At 72.1% G+C, this 20,100-nt stretch carries 16 protein-coding genes and 1 pseudogene; 7 read left to right on the top strand and 10 right to left on the bottom strand.

Annotation, left to right across the window (positions count from 1 at the left end; translation table 11 throughout):
* Nucleotides 1-98 precede the first annotated feature (98 nt).
* Complete coding sequence (locus tag ACIQAK_RS10940; protein ID WP_366388721.1) at nucleotides 99-500, top strand: S4 domain-containing protein; 402 nt, start codon at nucleotides 99-101, stop codon at nucleotides 498-500.
* 165 nt (nucleotides 501-665) lie between these two features.
* Here ACIQAK_RS10940 and ACIQAK_RS10935 read toward each other — a convergent pair whose 3' ends face one another.
* Entirely contained in the window at nucleotides 666-1,544 is an 879-nt protein-coding gene (locus ACIQAK_RS10935) for a hypothetical protein (RefSeq protein WP_366388722.1), read from the bottom strand.
* A 130-nt stretch (nucleotides 1,545-1,674) separates the two neighbouring features.
* Here ACIQAK_RS10935 and ACIQAK_RS10930 point away from each other — a divergent pair, with 130 nt between their 5' ends.
* The 4 genes from ACIQAK_RS10930 (at nucleotide 1,675) to ACIQAK_RS10915 (ending at nucleotide 4,719) form a co-directional block, all read left to right on the top strand.
* Nucleotides 1,675-2,082 carry a hypothetical protein gene (locus ACIQAK_RS10930; RefSeq protein ID WP_366388723.1) on the top strand — a complete coding sequence of 136 codons (408 nt, stop codon included), beginning with the start codon at nucleotides 1,675-1,677 and terminating at the stop codon, nucleotides 2,080-2,082.
* Between the two features lie 144 nt (nucleotides 2,083-2,226).
* Nucleotides 2,227-2,832, top strand: a complete 606-nt coding sequence (locus ACIQAK_RS10925) for an NAD(P)H-dependent oxidoreductase (protein WP_366388724.1) — start codon at nucleotides 2,227-2,229, stop codon at nucleotides 2,830-2,832.
* Between the two features lie 61 nt (nucleotides 2,833-2,893).
* A complete protein-coding gene (locus ACIQAK_RS10920; RefSeq protein ID WP_366388725.1) occupies nucleotides 2,894-3,865 on the top strand; it encodes an ATP-binding cassette domain-containing protein in 972 nt (323 codons plus the stop codon).
* Complete coding sequence (locus ACIQAK_RS10915) at nucleotides 3,862-4,719, top strand: ABC transporter permease (RefSeq protein WP_366388726.1); 858 nt, start codon at nucleotides 3,862-3,864, stop codon at nucleotides 4,717-4,719. The genes ACIQAK_RS10920 and ACIQAK_RS10915 overlap by 4 nt, the downstream gene beginning before the upstream one ends.
* Nucleotides 4,720-4,821: 102 nt before the next feature.
* Here ACIQAK_RS10915 and ACIQAK_RS10910 read toward each other — a convergent pair whose 3' ends face one another.
* The 4 genes from ACIQAK_RS10910 to ACIQAK_RS10895 all read right to left on the bottom strand — a co-directional run bounded on the left by ACIQAK_RS10910 (nucleotide 4,822) and on the right by ACIQAK_RS10895 (nucleotide 10,776).
* Nucleotides 4,822-8,274, bottom strand: coding sequence for an AAA family ATPase (locus ACIQAK_RS10910; protein ID WP_366388727.1), 3,453 nt, complete (start codon nucleotides 8,272-8,274; stop codon nucleotides 4,822-4,824).
* 206 nt (nucleotides 8,275-8,480) lie between these two features.
* Nucleotides 8,481-8,903, bottom strand: coding sequence for a universal stress protein (locus tag ACIQAK_RS10905; protein ID WP_366388728.1), 423 nt, complete (start codon nucleotides 8,901-8,903; stop codon nucleotides 8,481-8,483).
* Nucleotides 8,904-9,010: 107 nt separating this feature from the next.
* The gene (locus ACIQAK_RS10900; RefSeq protein WP_366388729.1) at nucleotides 9,011-9,670 is read right to left on the bottom strand and encodes an FMN reductase; all 660 of its coding nucleotides are present in this window, start codon (nucleotides 9,668-9,670) and stop codon (nucleotides 9,011-9,013) included.
* A gap of 5 nt (nucleotides 9,671-9,675) precedes the next feature.
* Nucleotides 9,676-10,776, bottom strand: a complete 1,101-nt coding sequence (locus ACIQAK_RS10895) for an LLM class flavin-dependent oxidoreductase (protein ID WP_366388730.1) — start codon at nucleotides 10,774-10,776, stop codon at nucleotides 9,676-9,678.
* 351 nt (nucleotides 10,777-11,127) lie between these two features.
* On the opposite strand from ACIQAK_RS10895, the gene trpS reads away from it, so the two are divergent.
* Complete coding sequence (gene trpS / locus ACIQAK_RS10890; RefSeq protein WP_366388731.1) at nucleotides 11,128-12,195, top strand: tryptophan--tRNA ligase; 1,068 nt, start codon at nucleotides 11,128-11,130, stop codon at nucleotides 12,193-12,195.
* A gap of 118 nt (nucleotides 12,196-12,313) precedes the next feature.
* Here trpS and ACIQAK_RS10885 read toward each other — a convergent pair.
* Nucleotides 12,314-14,352, bottom strand: a pseudogene (locus ACIQAK_RS10885) (NAD-binding protein).
* 512 nt (nucleotides 14,353-14,864) lie between these two features.
* Here ACIQAK_RS10885 and ACIQAK_RS10880 point away from each other — a divergent pair.
* Nucleotides 14,865-15,938, top strand: a complete 1,074-nt coding sequence (locus ACIQAK_RS10880) for a helix-turn-helix domain-containing protein (protein ID WP_366388732.1) — start codon at nucleotides 14,865-14,867, stop codon at nucleotides 15,936-15,938.
* A 181-nt stretch (nucleotides 15,939-16,119) separates the two neighbouring features.
* Here the strand turns inward: ACIQAK_RS10880 and ACIQAK_RS10875 are convergent, their stop codons facing one another.
* The 4 genes from ACIQAK_RS10875 to ACIQAK_RS10860 form a co-directional block, all read right to left on the bottom strand.
* The gene (locus tag ACIQAK_RS10875; RefSeq protein ID WP_366388733.1) at nucleotides 16,120-17,394 is read right to left on the bottom strand and encodes a cation:proton antiporter; all 1,275 of its coding nucleotides are present in this window, start codon (nucleotides 17,392-17,394) and stop codon (nucleotides 16,120-16,122) included.
* Nucleotides 17,395-17,396: 2 nt separating this feature from the next.
* Nucleotides 17,397-17,867 (bottom strand): TrkA C-terminal domain-containing protein, encoded by a 471-nt coding sequence (locus ACIQAK_RS10870; protein ID WP_366388734.1) that lies wholly within the window; start codon nucleotides 17,865-17,867, stop codon nucleotides 17,397-17,399.
* 215 nt (nucleotides 17,868-18,082) lie between these two features.
* Nucleotides 18,083-18,640, bottom strand: a complete 558-nt coding sequence (locus ACIQAK_RS10865; protein WP_366388735.1) for a hypothetical protein — start codon at nucleotides 18,638-18,640, stop codon at nucleotides 18,083-18,085.
* A gap of 759 nt (nucleotides 18,641-19,399) precedes the next feature.
* A complete protein-coding gene (locus ACIQAK_RS10860) occupies nucleotides 19,400-19,957 on the bottom strand; it encodes a flavoprotein (RefSeq protein ID WP_366388736.1) in 558 nt (185 codons plus the stop codon).
* Between the last annotated feature and the right edge of the window lie 143 nt (nucleotides 19,958-20,100).

The raw sequence follows: 20,100 nt of genomic DNA, 5'->3' as shown, positions 1-20,100 counted from the left end.
ATCGGCCATCAGGCCTGTGCCGATCCGGTGTGGGCCTGATGTACATCCGAGTCTGCTGGGCGGCGCCCGCCGACGTCCACCGGACTAGAGTCGGACCCATGGTTTCCGGTGACGCGCCGCAGACGGAAGGAAGCGTCCGGGTCGACGTGTGGATCTGGTCGGTCCGGCTGACGAAGACCCGTGCCCAGGCGGCCGCCGCCTGCCGGGCGGGGCATGTGAAGGTCGGCGGCGAGCGGGCCAAACCCGCCCAGGCCGTCCGTGTCGGCGACGAGGTCCGGCTCCGGCACGCGGGGCGGGACCGGGTGGTCGTCGTGTCGAAGATCGTGAAGAAGCGGGTCGGCCCGCCGGTGGCCACCGACTGCTTCGTCGACAACAGCCCGCCTCCGCCGCCCCGCGAGCTGGCGATCCAGGTTCCGGTACGGGACCGGGGTACGGGCCGCCCGACCAAGCGCGACCGCCGTGAGATGGAGCGCCTCCAGGGACGCCCGCCGGAGCTCTGAGCCGACCGGCGGTCCTCCGTAGGGGTTCTGTCCCGTCGTTTCACGTGAAACGACGGGACAGGGTTTCACGTGAAACATCGGGACGGACATCCCGCGCTTGTCGGTATGGGGCGACTCCCGGGGCGCCGGGTTCTCCGTACGGCTCCGTCAGCGCGCTGGCCGGTCCTAGCGCTGTCCGGCCCTGCGGCGCCCCAGCAGTACCTGGGCCAGCACCGCCCCCACCAGCAGGACCGCGCCGACCACCAGCACTACCCACACCGTCGTCCGCAGCGCGGCGGTCAGCGCGTCGACCACTGCCGCCGCCGCGTCCCGGTCGCCGCCCGGCACCTCGTCCAGCACCCGGCTCCGGCCGACCGCCACGAGGATCCGCAGCACGATCGCCCCGAGCACGAACCCGGCGCCGACGGCTGCCATGGCGGTCAGGGCGGCCGGGAGCCCGCCCCGTACGGTTGCGATGCCCACCACCAGCACGAGGAGTACCAGCGTGGCGACGGCCGGCCAGATGCTGCAGTAGCGCAGCCAGCGGAAGGAGTCCCTGAGGGTGTCGGCACGGTCCGCGCCGATCACCGTGATCTCCGTGCGCTGCACGGGGATCTGGTCCGCGAACGGCACCCCCTGGCGCACCAGATCCCGCTTGACCTGCTCGATCACAGGGGCCAGGTCGATGGTGACCGCTTCGCCGCTGTCACCGTCCAGCGCGGCGGTCACCGCCTCGTGGGCGGTCCGGTTCGCGGTGTCCCAGGCGTTCCCGAAGGCCTCGGTGGTGGTGAAGGACCGCACGGTCTCGTGCAGGAAGTCCCGGACCGTGTCCTGGAGCGGGCCGAGGTCGATCTGCCGCATCGCCTCGTCGGTGATCAGGTCCGTGACCGTGCTCTGTACCGCCGGGTCGGAGGAGAGCGAGGAGACGGCCGCGACGTACCGGTCGGTGTCGTCGATCTCCAGGTCGACCCAGGCGGAGAGCGCGCTGAACGGCACCAGGACGGCGAGCAGGACGAGCAGGACGGCCGAGAGGGCCGCCGAGGTCGCCGAGAGAGAGGTCCGCACCCCTCCAGGGAAGCGCGTCCGGGGCCGGGCCGCCCCGGGCGGTGAGCCGTTCGAGTTGCCGGGCCGCGCGGGCGGGTGTGCTCTGGAGAAACGGGGGTGCGAGACGGGGCGACGGAAGGAACTGTCCGCGATGGTCACACACGCAGCCATGCCCGGCCGGAAGGGGGCCAGCGCGCACGCCCGGCCCCACCGTCTCACTCCGCTCTCCGCCGCGGTCCCTCTCTCCCTCGGCATCACCTACGGGTTCTACGCGGCGTTCATCCGCCGAGACGGCGGCCCCAGCACCGGCGGGCAGGTCGTCCTGGCCCTGGTCTCCGGTGCGGCGGTGGCGGCCCTCTGCTTCGCGCTGGGCCGGATCCAGCGGACGCTGCCGTACGGGCTGCGGGCAGTGGCATACGGCGCTCTGACAGCCGGCGCGATCGGCTTCCTGGTGAGCCTGACGGATACCGGCGTGCCGCGATCGATCGTGCTCGGCCTGGCGGTGGGCGTGGGCGTCTTCCTGGCGACGTTCTACTTCTTCTACTCCAGGGAGCGCTGACCGCCGGGAGCCGGCCGCGAGGGGCCTTCCAGCCGTGGACACCGACCGTGGGCGCGGCCGCCAGATCGGATCTGGCGGTCGCGCCCCGGCGTCTGGCGCCCAAGGAATGAGGAAGCCGGGAGGAAGCGGGAGGAGGAGCGCGCGATGACGGACGACAGGGAGACCGCCGTGACGGCGGAGGCCGGCACCGACGGGGACCCGCTGCGGGTCGCGGTGATCATCGGCAGCACGCGCGAGGGGCGCATCGGCGACACGGTCGGCCGCTGGTTCCTGGAGTGTGCCCGGGCGCACGGCGAGCTCGACCTCGTCGTGCTGGACCTCGCGGAGTTCGACTTCCCCGTGCACTACCCGCAGCGGGCGACGGAGCAGATGACGGAGTTCGCCGGGGCGATCGGGGAGGCCGAGGCCTTCGTCGTCATCACCCCGGAGTACAACCGCTCCTTCCCCGCCTCCCTCAAGCAGGCCATCGACTTCGCGTACGACGAGTGGCGGACCAAGCCGGTCGGATTCGTGAGCTACGGCCACGGCTCGTCCGGGCTGTACGCGGTGGAGCAGCTGCGCTCGGTCTTCACCGAGCTGCACACGGTGACCCTGCGCAACGGGGTCGCCCTCGACTTCCTGCACACGCCGCTGGAGGACCGCGCCGGAGCCTGCGCACGGGAGAGGGCGGCGCGGCTGATGCTCGACCAGCTCCGCTGGTGGGGTTGGGCCCTGCGCGAGGCGCGAGTGGTCCGCCCCTACGTCTCCTGACGCCGGCCCCGGCCCACGCCCGCCCCCCGACCATCGACGACGACGTACAAGGAATGGATTCATGAGCACTGAACTGGCCATCGAGACCACGGGGCTGGTGAAGGTCTTCGGCGAGAACCGCGCGGTGGACGGCGTCGACCTCGCCGTCCCGACCGGCACCGTCTACGGGGTCCTCGGACCCAACGGCGCCGGGAAGACCACCACCGTGCGGATGCTCGCCACACTGCTGCGCCCGGACGACGGCTCCGCCCGGGTGTTCGGCAAGGACGTGGTGAAGGACGCCGACGCGGTCCGCAGCCGGGTCAGTCTCACCGGGCAGTACGCCTCGGTGGACGAGGACCTGACCGGCACCGAGAACCTCATCCTGCTCGCCCGGCTCCTCGGGCACTCCAAGCCGGCGGCCCGCGACCGGGCGGCCCAGCTGCTCGAAGGGTTCGGGCTGACCGAGGCGGCGGGCAAGCAGGTGAAGAACTACTCAGGAGGCATGCGACGCCGCATCGACATCGCCGCCTCCATCCTCAACACCCCCGATCTGCTCTTCCTGGACGAGCCGACCACCGGGCTCGACCCGCGCAGCCGCAACCAGGTGTGGGACATCGTGCGCGCGGTCGTCGCGCACGGCACCACGGTGCTGCTGACCACGCAGTATCTGGACGAGGCCGATCAGCTGGCGTCCCGGATCGCCGTGATCGACCACGGCCGGGTGATCGCCGAGGGCACCAAGGGCGAGCTCAAGGCCTCCGTCGGCTCGGGCACCGTCCACCTGCGGCTGCGGGACGCCGCCCAGCGGCCGGAAGCCGAGCGGGTGCTGTCGCTCGAACTCGACGCCGCGGTCCAACTCGACGCGGACCCGGTGGCGCTGACCGCCCGGATCGACGCGCACGGCTCCGACCGGGGCGCGGCGGAACAGGCGGCACGGGCCCTGGCCGAGCTGGCCCGCTCCGGCATCACCGTCGACAACTTCTCGCTGGGACAGCCCAGCCTCGACGAGGTCTTCCTCGCCCTCACGGACAAGAAGGGAGTGGCGGCATGAGCACCGCGACCACCAAGACAGAGCTCGAAGACGTCGCACTCGCCGCACCGGACGGGGAGCGCCTCTCGGCTCTCCTGGTGGGCCTGGACCGGCCGCCGAGGCCCAGCGCGCTGTCGGCCTCCTTCACCTTCGGCTGGCGCGCCATGCTGAAGATCAAGCATGTGCCGGATCAGCTCTTCGATGTGACGGCTTTCCCGATCATGCTGGTCCTGATGTACACGTACCTCTTCGGCGGGGCGCTGGCCGGCTCCACGCAGGAGTACATCCAGTTCCTGCTGCCCGGCATCCTGGTGATGAGCGTCGTGATGATCACGATGTACACGGGCGTCTCGGTCAACACGGACATCACCAAGGGTGTCTTCGACCGGTTCCGTACGCTGCCGATCTGGCGGCCCGCACCGATGGTCGGCTATCTGCTCGGCGACGTCCTGCGCTATGTGCTGGCCTCCCTGGTGATGCTCACCGTCGGCATGATCATCGGGTTCCGACCGGAAGGCGGAGTGCTGGGGGTGCTGGCCGGGGTGGCCCTGCTGCTGGTGTTCTCGTTCGCGTTCTCGTGGATCTGGACCATGTTCGGGCTGTTGCTGCGCACGGAGAAGTCCGTGATGGGCGTCAGCATGATGGTGATCTTCCCGCTGACCTTCCTGAGCAACGTCTTCGTCGACCCGAAGACGATGCCGGGCTGGCTGCAGGCCTTCGTGAACAACAGCCCCATCACCCACCTGGCCACGGCGGTCCGCGAGTTGATGGCGGGCAACTGGCCCGCGTCCGATCTCGTCTGGTCGCTGGGATGGGCCGGAGTGATCATGGTCGTCTTCGGTTCCGTGACGATGCGGCTCTACAACCGGAAGTGAACGGCCAGCGGTGACCCACCCCTGTGACCGGCCTCCGTGACCGACCTCCGTGAACGACCTCCGTGTACGACCTCTGTGGCCCGGTGCCTGTTCGGCGCCGGGTCACAGCCGCCATTCGGGGGAGACGCCGGGGCGGTAGGCGCAGGTGGTTCCCGTGGTGACGGACTCCCGCAGGTGGGCTGCCAGTTCGGGGTGGAGGGAGTCCAGCTTGCGCAGGGTGTCGCGGATGCGGGCGGTGACCGTCTTACGGGCGCGCTCGGTCTGGTCGCCCAGACGACGGCTCCGCCCGCCGAGTCCCGCCGCGGTGCGCAGCTGGTCCAGGAGGGCCTGCCGCTCCCGGTCGTACGCCTCGACCTGCCGGGTGTCGTCCCGCGCCGCCGCGCGGTCTATCTCGGCGTCCAGCCTGGCCAGGTGGTCCTTGTACCGGCGCTTGGCCTCCTCGTCGAGCACCGGGTCGCCGCCCAGCTGCCCGGCGGCGACCACGACGCTGCCACCCTCGGGGGCGAGCAGCTGCACGGCCGGGACGTCGGCACCCGGGAGCCCCAGCAGGCTGTGCAGGTCCCGCAGTCCCTTGGCGTCGGGGACGTGCACGGTCCGGCCGTCCCAGCGCAGCTGCCATACCGAACCGTCGCGGCGGAACTCCGCCGCGGCCGGGGCGGGGACGGGGGAGCGGACGACGGCCCCGTGGTCGGTGGCCGACGGGGCGGTGCGGAGGGCGGGCCCTTCGGAGACCAGGTGGTCCAGGCCCAACTCGGCTGCCTCCCGCTTCACTTCGGTGAGGAGGGTGCGGGCCCGGTCCGTGTCGCCCGGCGCCGCGCGGGCGAGGAGGGAGCGGGCCAGGCGCACCCGGGCGCGTACGGACCAGGGGCGGGCGCCGAGGCGGTCCGCGGAGGCGGCGGCCTCGGTGAGCGTGGCCACCGCCGCGTCCCGGTCGTCGCGGGCGGCGGCGAGCAGCCCGAGCCAGAGGTCGACGGGGCCGCCGATGTCGCACCCGTACAGCGAGACGACCCACTGGCCCGTGTAGGGGATGAGCTCGTCCTCCGCGCGGGTGATGAGGTGCCGGTCGCCGGTGGTGGCGGCCGTCTGGGCCAGCAGTCGGAGCCAGAGCGGCATGAACGGCCGCGGATAGGGGGCCGGGCGGTCCGACTGCTCGGCGATCAGGCGGAGGGCCGGGGCCGCGTCGCCCTGCTCCACCGCGGTGAGCGCCTCCAGCAGCCCGGGGTGCGGGTACCGGGCGCCCGGGAGGACGGTGAGGATCTTCTCGGCCTCCGCGAACCGCCCCTGGAGCAGATGCAGGGACCAGTGCAGATGGCACCGCATGAAGCCGAATGCCTCGTGGTCCTCACCCCCGGGGGCGAGCGCCTCGCCGTGGAGGGCCTCGACCGCCTCGGTGAACCGGCCCTGGAGGGAGGCGATCAGGCTGCTGTCGACGGCGATGCCCAGGGCGAACCGGGGCAGCTCCGAGCGCTCGGCGGCCCGGACGAACGTGCGGTACTGGTCGATGAAGGCCGGGTCGCCGAGCTCCAGCAGGGCGACCCACCGCATGGAGGTGGCGTGCAGCTCCATGTCCAGGTTCTGGGTGCGACGGCCGACGACGGCCATCTCGTCGGTCAGTCCGAGCCGCTCCGCCGCCGAGCCGAGGCCCCAGACGGAGTCGTGGCGCGCCCAGAGGGAGAAGGCGAGGGCTTCGTCGTCCGAGCCGTTGCGCGCCAGGGCCATGATGTGGATGGCCAGCTCCTGCGCGAGCCGGTCGGCGGAGAGGCTGTCCTGCCCGTCCTTGCCGGTGACCTTGCGGTGGGCCTCGCCCAGGAGCGTCACCATGAACGCCTCACCGCCGCCCAGGGCGCCCTGGCGGTACAGGGTGATCGCCACCCGGGCCAGCAGCTCGGGCTCGTCCAGCTCCCGGGCCAGGACGACCGCCCGGTCCAGCAGGCGGTCCCCCTCGGCGCTCTCCCCGGCGTGCCGCAGCTGTTTGCCGAGGTCGAGGCAGATCAACGCGGTCCGGCGGCGGTCGCGGGCCGGCGCCCTCTCCGCCGCCGCCGCGCCTGTCCCACCGACCGCTTCCGGGCCCGCTTCCCCCGACGCCACCACCAGGGCCCGGCGGTAGTGGCCGATGGCCTCCTCGTCGGCCAGGCGCCCCGAGGCGTCCCGGGCGGCGGCGAGCAGCAGGTCGATCCGGCGGTCCCGCTCCAGCTCCGCCCCGGCGAGGTGGGCGTGGCGGGCGAGGTCACCGGGGAGCACCGCGTCGTCGAGGCCGCCGTGCGCGTCCAACGCCCGTACGGCATCGGCGTGGCGGCGGCGGGCGTCCGCGTCCCTCAGGGAGGCGTACAGCGTCTCGCGCAGCAGGTCGTGGGCGAAGGCGTAACTCCCCGAGGGGCGCGGGACGACGACCCGGGCGACGATCGCCGACTCCAGCAGCCGCTCCACCTGGGGGACCGGGGAACCGTGCACCACGGCCAGGACCTGCCGGCGGAACTCCCGGCCGAGCACGGCGGCGGCGGTCAGCAGCGAGACGACCGCGTCCGGCAGCAGGCTCAGCCGCTGCCGGACCGCCTCCCGCACCCCGGGCGGGATGGTGGAGACGGGGCTGCCGCTGTGCCAGAGCCGGGCCGTCTGCTCGACGAAGAACGGGTTGCCGCCGGTACGCCGGTGGACCTCGTCGACCAGGTGGGGCGCGGGCTCGCGGCCCGTCGTCACGGCCATCAGCGCCCCCACCTCGTCGCGGGCCAGGCCGGTCAGGGTGAGGGTGGCCGAAGCGCGCGAGACGAGCGGCAGGATCAGCTGCTGGAGCGGGTGGCCGACGGCCTCCACCTCGACGTCCCGGTAGGTGCCGATGAGCAGCAGCCGCTCGAACCAGGCGTGCTGGGCGGCGAATTCGAGGAGCCGGAGCGAGGCCGGGTCGGCGCTGTGGAGGTCGTCCAGGACCACCACCAGCGGGCGGCTCTGCGAGACGGTGACGAGGGCCGTGGTCACCGCGTCGTACAGCCCGAAGGCCTCGGCCCCGTCCGACGAGGCACCGGGCGCACCGGGAGCACCAGCTGCTGAAGTGCCAGGTCCGGAAGTGCCGGGTGCGCCGGCTCCGGCGGCCGCCCCGCCGTCCCTGTCCGCCCCTTCCGTGCCCGGACCCGGAGCCGTACCCGTACTCGGTCCCGTACTACCCGGTCCGGGTCCCGTGCCCACACCCGTGCCCGTACTCGGACCCGTCCCCGCGGCCGTGGCGTCGGTCGCGGGGTCGCCGAGGAGGATGCCGAGCCGCCCGTCCGACGCCTCCTGGGCCGCCGCCCACTCCGCCGCCGTGGCGGAACGGCGCAGTCCGCGCAGCACCTGCACCCAGGGCCAGTAACCCGGGGTGCTGTCGGAGTCCCAGCAGGAACCGCCGACCATCAGCGCCCCGCGCCGGCGCGCCTCATGCGCGGCTTCGGTGACGAGGGTGGTCTTTCCGATCCCGGCCTCACCTGTGACCAGCACGAGACCTCCGTGGCTGTCCGTGGCCCGGACGATCTCCGAGCGGAGGACGCCTGCCGGATGGTCGCGCCCGAACAGAGCAGGGGTCATGACCACACGATAGGAGGACCCACTGACAACGGCTCCCGCTTTTGCGCGCGGACCGGCCCGGGACCGGCCCGGGACTGGCTCGGAACCCGCCCGGCACCGGATCGGAACCCGCTCGGAACCCGCCCGGCACCGGCCGGTGACCGGGTCCGAACCGGCCGGTGACCAGGTCCGGGAGGGCGCGCCCCCCGGTCACCGGCAGTGGATCCTCAGTCGCGCACCACCGTCACCGGGCACGGCGCGTGCTGCGTGACGTGGAGGCTGACCGAACCGAGCAGCGTCGCCCTGAGGCCGCTGCGGCCGCGGGCGCCCACGACGAGCAGACTGGCGCCCCGGGCCCGGTCCAACAGGGTCTGAGCGGGGTTGCCGATGACCACGATCCTGCTGATCGCGGCCGCTCCCTCGGCGCCGAGGGCCTCCTCCAGCGCCTCGTTCAGCGAGACGGTCGCCAGCGCCTGCGGGTCGAAGTCCTCCGGCAGGCCCGGCATCATCGAGGCCCAGCTGGTCGCGGGGTATTCCCAGCTGTTCACGGCCTCGACGGTGTCACCGGTCAGCTCGGCCTGACGTACGGCCCAGTGCAGTGCCCTGATGGAGGGATCGGACCCGTCCACGCCCACGACGATCCTGCCCATGTCTGCCTCCAGCTCGCTCCGACTCGGTACAGCGTCCGCCTTCACTGTAGTCAAACCGGACAATAGGGCTGGTCCGGACGGATGGGTGGCCGGCCAGGACGGCCGGCTCAGTCCAGTCGCAGGTCCGCGAGTTGCTGTTCGAAGGGGACGACCGCGTCATCGCCGTCGTCCAGCCCAGGCGCCCGGGAGGCCCCGGAGACCGTGCGGCCCAGGACCGCCGAGGCCAGCTCGCCGCCCGCGCGGCGGATCCGGGAGGGCAGCCCCTCGGTGTACTCGTCGCCGGAGGAGCCCCAGTCCTCGGACGCGGCATAGACGGACGTCGGTACGGTGACGGCCCGCAGGTAGGCGAAGAGCGGCCGCAGCGCGTGCTCCAGGACCAGCGAGTGGCGGGCCGTGCCGCCCGTCGCGGCGATCACGACGGGCTTGCCGGTCAGCGCGGTGTTGTCGATCAGGTCGAAGAACGACTTGAACAGACCGCTGTACGAGGCGGTGAACACCGGCGTCACGGCGATCAGCCCGTCCGCCTCCGTCACCGCGTCGATCGCCTCCCGCAGCGTGGCCGAGGGGAAGCCGCTGAGCAGGTGGTGGGCGATGTCCACGGCGAGGTCCCGGAGTTCGACGACCTGGACCTCGACGTTCCGGTCCTGCTCGGCCGTCAGGCGCTCGCGGGTGGCGGTGGCCAGCCGGTCGGCCAGCAGCCGGGTGGAGGACGGCTGGCTGAGCCCGGCCGAGACGGCGACGATGCGCAGGGGCGTGGTGGCGAACATCGAGGTCAGGCCTCCTTCTCAGGGGCAGGGGCGGTACGGGCGGCGGCGACCGCCGGATGGAGGGGCGCGGACTCCGGCACACCGGCCGGCCGCAGGTTGGCGAACTCCTTGCGCAGCACGGGCACGACCTCCTCGCCGAGGATGTCGAGCTGCTCCAGGACCGTCTTCAGCGGGAGCCCCGCGTGGTCCATCAGGAACAGCTGCCGCTGGTAGTCGCCCACCGCGTCCCGGAACGTCAGCGTCCGTTCGATGACCTGCTGCGGGGAGCCCACCGTCAGCGGGGTCTCGCGGGTGAAGTCCTCCAGGGACGGGCCGTGGCCGTAAACCGGCGCGTTGTCGAAGTACGGGCGGAACTCCCGTACCGCGTCCTGCGAGTTCCTGCGCATGAACACCTGGCCGCCGAGCCCCACGATGGCCTGTTCGGCGGTGCCGTGACCGTAGTGGGCGTAACGGCGCCTGTAGAGGGAGACCATTTTCCTGGTGTGCTCCATGGGCCAGAAGATGTTGTTGTGGAAGAACCCGTCACCGTAATAGGCGGCCTGTTCGGCGATCTCCGGGGAGCGGATGGAGCCGTGCCAGACGAACGGCGGGATGCCGTCCAGCGGGCGCGGGGTCGCGGTGAAGGACTGCAACGGGGTGCGGAACTTGCCCTCCCAGTCCACGACGTCATCGCGCCACAGCCGGTGCAGCAGGGCGTAGTTCTCGATGGCCATCGGGATGCCCTCCCGGATGTCCTTGCCGAACCAGGGGTAGACCGGCCCGGTGTTGCCCCGGCCCATCATCAGGTCGACGCGGCCGTCCGCGAGGTGCTGGAGGGTGGCGTAGTCCTCGGCGATCTTCACCGGGTCGTTGGTGGTGATCAGGGTGGTGGAGGTGGACAGGATCAGGTTCTCGGTGCGGGCGGCGATGTAGCCGAGCGTCGTCGTCGGGGAGGACGGGACGAACGGCGGGTTGTGGTGCTCGCCGGTGGCGAAGACGTCCAGGCCGACCTCCTCGGCCTTCTGCGCGATGGCCAGGGTCGCCTTGATCCGCTCGCTCTCCGTGGGCGTCCGGCCGGTGGTCGGGTCGGTGGTGACGTCTCCGACGGTGAAGATCCCGAACTGCATGGCGTCCGCCTCCTGAGTGTCGCGGTAAATGGTTGAACGTTGAACTACACCCTACAACGGGACGCCCCGACGACCTATTCCCTTGCCGTGATCACCTCCCTGCCGCGGTTTTTCCACCCGGCCCGAGCCTGTGGCCGGTACGCTGACCCCATGACCTCCCTGCCGTGCCGAAACTGGTGGCGCTCCTCCTAGGAGCGGCCGCAGCACCTGTCTGCACGGAACCCAGGGCCGTTCACCATGGACGGCCCTTTTCGCTGCCTTCTCATAGGCGCGATGTACGGGAACGGGGCACCGCGTCCCACCCTTAGGGCCGTCCTCCACGCACCCACCACCCGCGAGGAGACCTCACCCATGCCCACCACCACCGCCACCGCCATCACCCCGGTCGCTCCGGCCGAGCTTCGCAGCGCCGAGTTGGAGCACCACCTCGCCCAGCACCCCGGCCGCTTCCGGGTCCTCACCGGCGACCGTCCCACCGGCCCCCTCCACCTCGGCCACTACTTCGGCACCCTGCGCAACCGGGTCCGCCTCCAGGACCTCGGCGTGGACGTCATGATCCTCATCCCCGACTACCAGGTCCTCACCGACCGGGACACCGCCGAGCGGCTGGGGGAGTACACCGACGGGCTGCTCCTGGACTACCTGGCCCTCGGCATCGACCCCGCCCGGTCCACTGTCTTCAACCACAGCGCCGTCCCCGCGCTCAACCAGCTGCTGCTGCCCTTCCTCAGTCTCGTCTCCGTCGCGGAGCTGAGCCGCAACCCCACGGTCAAGGACGAGATCGCGCACTCCCGGCAGTCGGCGGTCAGCGGGCTGATGCTCACCTACCCGGTCCACCAGGCGGCCGACATCCTCTCCTGCAAGGGCAACGTGGTCCCGGTCGGCCTGGACCAGCTGCCCCACCTCGAACTCACCCGGACCATCGCCCGCCGCTTCAACGAGCGGTACGGGAACCTCTTCCCGGAACCGGACGCCCTGCTCTCCGCCGCACCCCTGCTGCTCGGCACCGACGGCACCAAGATGAGCAAGAGCCGCGCCAACTCCGTCCCGCTCGGCGCCACCGCCGACGAGACGGCCCGCCTGATCAAGGGCGCCACCACGGACGCCGACCGGCACATCACCTACGACCCCGACACCCGCCCCGGGGTCTCCTCCCTGGTCCTGCTGGCCGCCCTGTGCCTGGAGCGGGACCCGCACGAGGTCGCGGAGGAGATCGGCGACGGCGGAGCCGCTGCTCTCAAGCGGACGGTGACCGACGCGGTCAACAGCCACCTGGCCCCCTTCCGGGCCCGGCGGGCGGAGTACGCGGCGGACCTCACGTACGTACGGTCGGTGCTGCGCTCAGGCAACGAGCGGGCGAACGCGCTCGCGGAACGGACCCTGGAGGAGGTCCGGGAGGCGATGGGCACGTTCCGGTAGCTCCCCGCGCGAGCCGTCACGGGGCGATGGGCACGTTCCGGTAGCTCCCCGCGCGAGCCGTCACGGGGCGATGGGCACGTTCCGGTAGCCAGGTGAACGGAGCCTCGGCGCAACGACCTCACTGCCGCGGCAGCACCGCCGGCTGCCGCCGCAGCAGCTCCGCAAGGCCCCGCCGGGGGCGGCGATCACCACCCGGTCCTGGGCGCGCAGGACGTACTCGGGGTCCAGGTCCCAGACCAGGCCGGAGGGCGGCGGAGGGCCGCCCGCCGGGGGGTACGGGGGGAGTGCGGCGAGGTCCGGGTTGCGGTCGGCGGGCGGGGTCGCGTCGATGGCCAGGACCCGCCACGCGCTCGCCTGGAACGCGTCCTCCACCGTGCGGCCCTCCAGCTGCGGGTGGCCGGCCACCTCCAGGGCGGCGAAGAGCATGACCTTCCGCTCGACCGGCACCGCACCCAGGATCTGGCGACCCATCATGGCGACCGCGAAGGAGGGGGCGGCCAGGTGGGAGACGGACCGGGAGCGGGTCAGGGCCCCGGGGTGCGCGGTGCGCAGGGTGCGGTAGACGGCGGTGGCGAACTCGTCGTCGTACAGCCGCAGCGCCACCCTCAGGTCCGGCTTCACCGACCGGGCGTACAGCGTCGCTTCCAGGTTCGTCGTGTCGACGCTGGTGAGCGCCAGGAGGGCGTGGGCGCGGCGGATCTTGGCCGCTTCGAGGACGCCTTCCTGGGTGACGTCGCCGAGGACGGTCGGCACGTGCATGGACCGGGCCAGCGGGATGCCCCGTGCCTCGGGGTCCTCCTCCACCACGACCACGGGGATGTCGAGCTCGCGGAGGCGTACGAGGACGCGCGTACCGATCTTGCCGAGTCCGAGTAGCACCACGTGCCCCGACAGGCCGCGCGGCGGGCGGCGCAGCGCGGAGGCGGTGCGCAGGGTGCCGAACGCCTCCAGAACCGCCGCCACCAGCAGGGGGAGCAGGAGGAGCCCGGCCACACCGGAGAGGATCTGGATGATCTGCCGGGCGTCCGGTCCGTCCTCCGCCGGGTCGCCCATCGCCAGCAGGTCGAGCAGGGTGAGGTAGGTGGAGTGCACGACGCTGTCCTCGGTGGTCAGCACCGAGGCGACCACCAGGGCGAGCACGGCCGCCGCGACGCCGAGGGCCGACCAGCGCAGCCGCCGGGAGAAGACCTGGGCGAGGGGGGCGCCCCGGCCGCCCATGCGGGTCGCGGGACGGTCCGGGTCGGCCCGGGTGACCGTCTCCAGGACGACGGTCCCGCGCCCGGTCGCCGCTGCGACGGTCTGCTCGTCCGGCAGGAGTTGGGGGCCCTCGTCGCCGCTGCTGTCCGAACCCTCGGCCCCCGCCGGGTCGTTGGTGGTGGAGGAGAGCAGTGCGAGGGTGCACAACCCCGGGTCGAGCGTCTCGCCGGGGCGGGGCGGCGGGCGTTCGGCTGCGCGCAGGAGCAGCCCCTCGGCCTGGATGACCTTGCTGCTGCCGGTGAGCGCGGTGGCGGCGAGGGCGGGGGCGGCCGTGTCGGCGTCGGAGAGGACCGTGGTGGAGGCGTCCAGCAGCGCCGGGCCGATGCCGGGCATGGCGACGGCCGCCGCCTGATCGAGCAACTCCTCCAGGTGCTGGCCGAGCTTGCGGTTGTAGAGCCGGATCACCAGCCGCAGCCGGGGGTTGAGGCGGCGGGCGGTCAGGGCGGCGCGGATGTTGCGCTCGTCGTCGTCGTAGACGAGGGCGAGGGCGGCGGCCCGGTCGACGCCCGCCTCCTCCAGTACGTCGTCGGAGGGCTCGGGCGCCTCCATGATCCGGACGGCCTCGACCCCGGCGTTGGTGTCGTTGTCGCCCCCGTTCCCGGTGGCCGTGGTGCGGTTCATCGCTGCCGACATCCGCCCGAACAGGGCGGCGGCCCGGCCGCGTTGGGTCAGGGGCGTCTCGGGGCTGTTGGCGTCACGGCCGGGCGGCAGGAGCAGGGTGACCCGTTCCCCGTAGACGAAGCGCAGTTCCACGGCGAGCCGGCGCGCCAGTGCGTCGTCACCGCAGACGATCATGTGGCCGGCGGACGGCGGACGCCCTGGCTGCGGACGTCCTGGCTGCGCTCGTCCTGGCTGCGGACGCCCTGGCTGCTGAGGAAGTGGGGGCACGAAACCCAGCATGCCGTGATCCTTCCGGCTCGGTCTGCCCGATCAGTGGGTGAGCGTGTGCGATCTTCGCACGGTGATGCGGGAAGGCCGGCTGGTTCACCGCGCCGCCGCCGGGCCCGTCAGCGGGTGGAGGCCAAGTACGGCTGGTGGAGGCCGGGTACGGCGGGTGAAGGCCGCATACGGCGGGTGGAGGCCGCGTACGGCGAGTGGAGGCTGCGTACGGCGAGTGGAGGCCGCATACGGCGAGTGGAGGCTGCGTACGGCTGGGCGGTCCGGAGGTGGCGGGGCCCGGTTGCTGCGGCACTGCGAACCGCGCCGCAGCAACCGGGCTGCCTTTCCCCCGTATCCCCCGTGCTCCCCCGTGTGCTACCCCGTTGTGTTGCTGACCTGATCCTGTCATCGGGCCCCCGCCCACCGCATTGCCGGACTCCGGCAATCTTTACGCCTCCCTGATGCCGGGCACCGGCACCGCCCGGTGTGCGTTGGTGAGATGACAGGACCGTTGCAAGGCTGAAGGAGTGTCCGTGGCCGAGCCCGCGATCCCCCAGGAGATGTTGGGGAACTATGCCCAGATTCTGGGCGAAGTCGCCACGACCGGCCGCCGTCTGACGCGTAACGAGCTGGAGATGCGCCGGGCGCTGGGCCGGGAGGCGGCTGACGCGGGCCATCAGCTGCGCGCGCTGGTGACGATGCACCTGGCGCAGACGCGGAAGGCCTGGCCGCGCGCGGCTGCCGGAAACAGCCCTGCGGTGACGGACGCGGTACTGGCCGCGGTGGAGCAGGCGGTCGACGCGTTCGCCGAGGGGTTCGAGCGGGCGCAGCGGCTCACCGTACGGCGGGAGGAGGCGGCGCGCCGGGAGTTCATCGACGATCTGCTGTACGGGCGGAGCGACTTGGTCCGCCTCGCCGAGCGGGCCACCCGCTTCGGCCTGCGGCTCTCCCGGGCGCACGCGGTCGCGGTGGCGTCGGGCCCGGAGGCGTACACGGAGACGGACGCGGTGCCGCGCAGTGTGGAGGCGGCGCTGCTGGCCCGGTTCAGCGGGCGCAAGATCCTGTTGACGACGAAGGACGGTCGGATCGTGTGCATCGCCCCCGGCAGCCAGCCCGACGTCCTGCGCTACTTCGCCAAGCAGTCGCACGCGGCGACGGACGGCGGCCGGGTCGCGGTCGGCCGCCCGCACAAGGGCCCGGGCGGGGTGGTCCACTCGTACGACGAGGCGCTCGAAGCCCTAGGGCTGGCGGAGCGGATGGGGATGGAGGACCCGGTGCTGTACGCCTCGGACCTGCTGGTCTACCCGGTGCTGACCCGGGACCGGCAGGCGATGGCGGACCTGGTGCGCAGCGAGCTGGGCCCGCTCCAGAAGGCGCGGGGCGGCGCGGAGCCGCTGCTGAGGACGCTGGCGGTCTACTTCGACGCGGGCTGTGTGGCGGCCGAGACGGCCCGTCGCCTGGCGCTGAGCGTCCGGGCGCTGACGTACCGGCTGGAACGCATCCACCAGCTCACCGGCTCCGACCCGGCGGACCCGATGCACCGCTACAGCCTGCAGACGGCCGTGATCGGTGCCCGTCTGCTGGACTGGCCGGCCAAGGAGCTGTGAGGCGCCCCGGCCGGCCTGCTCCGGCGGCCTCCTGGACCACGCCGGCCGTGCCGAAGCCGAAACCGGTGGTGAGCTCGGGCGGGCCCGGGCCCGTACGACGGGGCTCCCGACAGCACAACGGCCGGCCCGGGCAGCCGTGGTGACGGCGGCCCGGACCGGCCGGAGCAGGGGCCGGGCGGGATCAGTCGCCGCGTGTATCGCCCGCGGGTTCGGGGGTGAGTTCGTCGTGGTCGGCGAGCCGGCGCTCGGGAGCGGATTTGGCCACCTCCTGTGCCGCACCGCCCTGATCCACCTTGTCGCCGTCGCGCAGGGCCTGGATCTTCTCGACGATCGGCTGCGTCCACCGGGCGGTGAGCGGCCCGACGATGACGAGGATCAGGACGTACGCGGTGGCGAGCGGCCCGACGCGCGGCTCGGTGGCCACGGCCAGACCGGCGATGACGATGGAGAACTCACCGCGCGCCACGAGCGTGCCGCCCGCCCGCCAGCGTCCGCGCGAACCGATGCCGGCCCGGCGGGCCGCGTACCAGCCGGTGAAGATCTTGGTGAGGATCGTGACGACGGCCAGGATGGCGGCGGGCAGCAGCACCGGCGGGATGTCGGCCGGGTCGGTGGAGAGCCCGAAGAAGACGAAGAACACGGCGGCGAACAGGTCGCGCAGCGGGGTGAGCAGCTTGCGGGCCCCCTCGGCGACCTCACCGGAGAGGGCGATGCCGACGAGGAACGCGCCGACGGCCGCGGACACCTGGAGCTGCTGGGCGACACCGGCGACGAGCACGGTGAGGCCGAGGACGACCAGGAGCAGCATCTCCGGGTTGTCGGAGGAGACCGCGCGGCTGATGAGGCGGCCGTGGCGCAGGGCCAGGTAGAGGACGAAGCCGACGGTGCCGAGGGCGATGAGCAGGGCGAGGCTGCCACCCGCGAGGCTGACACCGGCGAGCATGGCGGTGAGCAGCGGCAGGTAGACCGCCATCGCCAGGTCCTCCATGACGAGGACGCCGAGGATGACGGGGGTCTCGCGGTTACCGAGCCGCCCGAGGTCGGTCATCACCTTGGCGATCACGCCCGACGACGAGATCCAGGTGACTCCGGCGAGCGCGACGGCGCCGACGGGCCCCCAGCCGAGGATCAGGGCGGCGACGGCACCGGGCGTCGCGTTGAGGACGAGGTCGACGACCCCGGACGGATACTGCGTCTTCAGGCTGGTCACCAGCTCGGACGCGCTGTACTCGAGCCCCAGCAGGAGCAGCAGCAGGATGACGCCGATCTCGGCGCCGACCATGGTGAACTCTTCGCTGGCGTCGAGCGGGATGAGCCCGCCGTGGCCGAAAGCGAGCCCCGCGAGCAGATACAGCGGAATCGGCGAGAGCCCTATTCGCCCGGCGACCCGCCCGATGAGCCCGAGCCCGAGGATGACGGCACCCAGCTCCACCAGCAATGCAGTCGTGTCATGCACGGTCAGCCCTCCGCAATGATGTCGGAGAGCGCGTCGACGCCCTCACGCGTACCCACGGCGACGAGCGTGTCCCCGATGGCGAGCCGAAAGTCCGGCTCCGGCGACGGGTGCGCGCTGTGCGTACGCAGCACCGCCACGATGGACGCCCCGGTCCGGGTCCGCGCCCGCGTCTCCCCCAACAGCCGTCCGCCGTAAGGGGAACGGGACCCGAGCGGGATGTGCTCGGTGACGAGGTCGATGCCCTCGGTCCGTACGGCGTCGATGGGCGCGGGGTCGATGAGGTGGGCCAGCGCGGTGGCCTCGGCCGTCGTCAGGGGCACGGACAACTGGCACGAATCAGGGTCGTCCTGTTCGTAGAACCCGATGAACCGCCGCCCGTCGTGGTGGACGACGACGGAGATGTGCTGCCCCGTCTCGGTGGTGAAGTCATACTGAGCACCCACTCCGGGCAGTGACGTGCGACGGGTTCCCATGACTTCCTCCCGAGACGTGCGTCGCTGCGTCGGCGCACTTGGCGATCTCTTTATCAGGCCATTACCTTATCGGTTGGCCTGAAATGATCACTGATCCCGGCGGCACGGGGGCCTGCCTCGACGGACCGGCCCGGCGCGGGGTAGAGCCTGGCCGTCGACCGGCCTCACGGGGTGCGGGTCAGTACTTCCCGTCGACCGGCCTAACAGGCTGCGGGTCAGTACTTCCCGTCGACCGGAATCCAGCCGGACCACGTCTCGGGCTGGTAGAACTTGCCGGTGTCGCCGTCGTAGCGCAGGACCCGCAGGCGTACGTTCCCGGCCTCGCGGTAATCCTTGTCGCAGGTCGCCCAGGTGTTGACCCCGAGCTTGTTGATGCAGACCTCGGCGGCGCGCCCGTAGTCGGTGTAGACCCCGACGGCCGCGGACATGCCGTCCTTCTTCGTGTCGCCCGACCAGACGATGTCGCCGTTGTGCTGAAGGCACCCCTTGACGCCGTAGGCGGCGGTGGAACCGAGGCACGTGTTCGCCGACGGAACGGCCTTGGCCGAGGCCTGAACGGCGGAGGGGGCATCCGCCTCGGGCTCAAAGGAGGGGAGGTCCGTTCCGGCTTCCGGGGCGACGCCTTCCACGATCTTCACATCGGCCGGCATCTGCACTTCCTGGAGGCTGTCCACCGCATCCTCGGCCAGCGCGGGCGTCACCGTGAGAGCCGAGAACGCCAGTGCTGACGCACCAGCGAGAGCGCTCACCTTTATGCGCCAGTTCTCACGCATATTTCACTACCCCCGCACCTGACTCCTGTTTAGAAGCCACCCATTGTTGAATGTGAACAGGATGTGAGGCTAAGGGATCTCCCCGCGCGGTGGAAGTTACCGACGAGTCCGAACGCACGGCAGGAGGGGCAGGCACCCTCAGGTGCCTGCCCCTCCTGCCGCCGGGATGCCGGGGTCGGCCTACCGCGCGTCGGGCGGTTCGGCAGCCGGCTGCCCGTCGCTGCTCCCGGAGAACGACAGGTCGAGGGCGCACGACGCCGGAATCTCATCGACAGGTACCGCGCACTCCGCGGGGTCCGTCACACCTTGCCCCTCCAACTGGGGCTGCCCTGCCTGACGCGTACCCGTCTCGATGTTCCCCGCCATGCCCTCCACCGGGGCGGGGTCGGACGGCGCCGCGGGTCCGGCGGGCCGGGTGCTCTCAGAACCACCCGACGAGGAGGAACAGGCGGCAGCGCCTGTCGCGGCGCACAAGACGAGTGCGGCAGAGGCCGCGGCGGTGCGAAAACGCATGAGGATCCCCCTACGCGGACGCTCGGGCATCCGAGTCACCAGTCGATCCACCGTGCCACAGAGCACGGCACGGAAGGCGCGGAAAGTGTGAAGAAGCCGAGCCGTTGCGCGGCGGGGCGTCTGCCCAACGCGATGTCCACGGGCGGCTGGTGAAGCAGGACGATCCGGCGCCGCACGCCGGCCTCGTCACCGCTTCCGTCCGGATACCCGCTCCTGTGCGAGCGTTGCGACCCTCGACGCGGGCGATCAACGCGGCTGGGACAAGCGGGGCATGAGCAGCTCCAGCGCCTCCTCCCAGCGGAACTGACCCGCTACGCCACCCGACTTGGGATGATGGGGCTCGTGGGCCCCGACCAGGATGCCCATGTCCCGCAGCCTCCGCAGGCTCTCGGTGTACGCGGGATGGGCCGCCTGGGCGGAACTCACGTACGGCAGGACGGCGGTGGGGATGCCGAACCCGTACGACTCACACAGGATGCCCAGGGCCAACGTGTCCGAGATCCCGGCCGCCCACTTGTTGATCGTGTTGAACGTGGCCGGTGCGACGGCGATGGCGTCCGGGTCCGGAAGCGGACGCGGATCGCCGGGAGACCGCCACGCCGAACGGATCGGATACCCGGTCTGCGCCTCGACGCCCGGCGCGTCGATGAAGCCCAGCCCCTGCGGAGTGGCGACGACGCCGACCTCCCACCCGCGCTCCTGGGCCGCCGTGATCAGCTGTGCGACCTCACCGGCGATACCGGCCGCGCAGACGACGACGTACAGGAAGGGCTTCTTGGCCTGCGGTGCGGGCGGTCGGCTCACGCGGGGCTCCCAGATGAGGGCGGAAGGGGTGCGATCCCGGCAGCGTACGTCCGGAACAAGATCAGGAAGCCCCCGGGCACCTGCCCGCCGTGCCCCCGCCAACAACGAGACCGACAGGTGGCCGGTGGTGAGGTGGTGGGGCG

The sequence above is a fragment of the Streptomyces sp. NPDC088706 genome, assembly GCF_044752765.1.
Taxonomy (GTDB): Bacteria; Actinomycetota; Actinomycetes; order Streptomycetales; family Streptomycetaceae; genus Streptomyces.
Note: the sequence above shows the minus strand (reverse complement) of the source record. Positions and strands in the feature narration are given on the sequence as shown.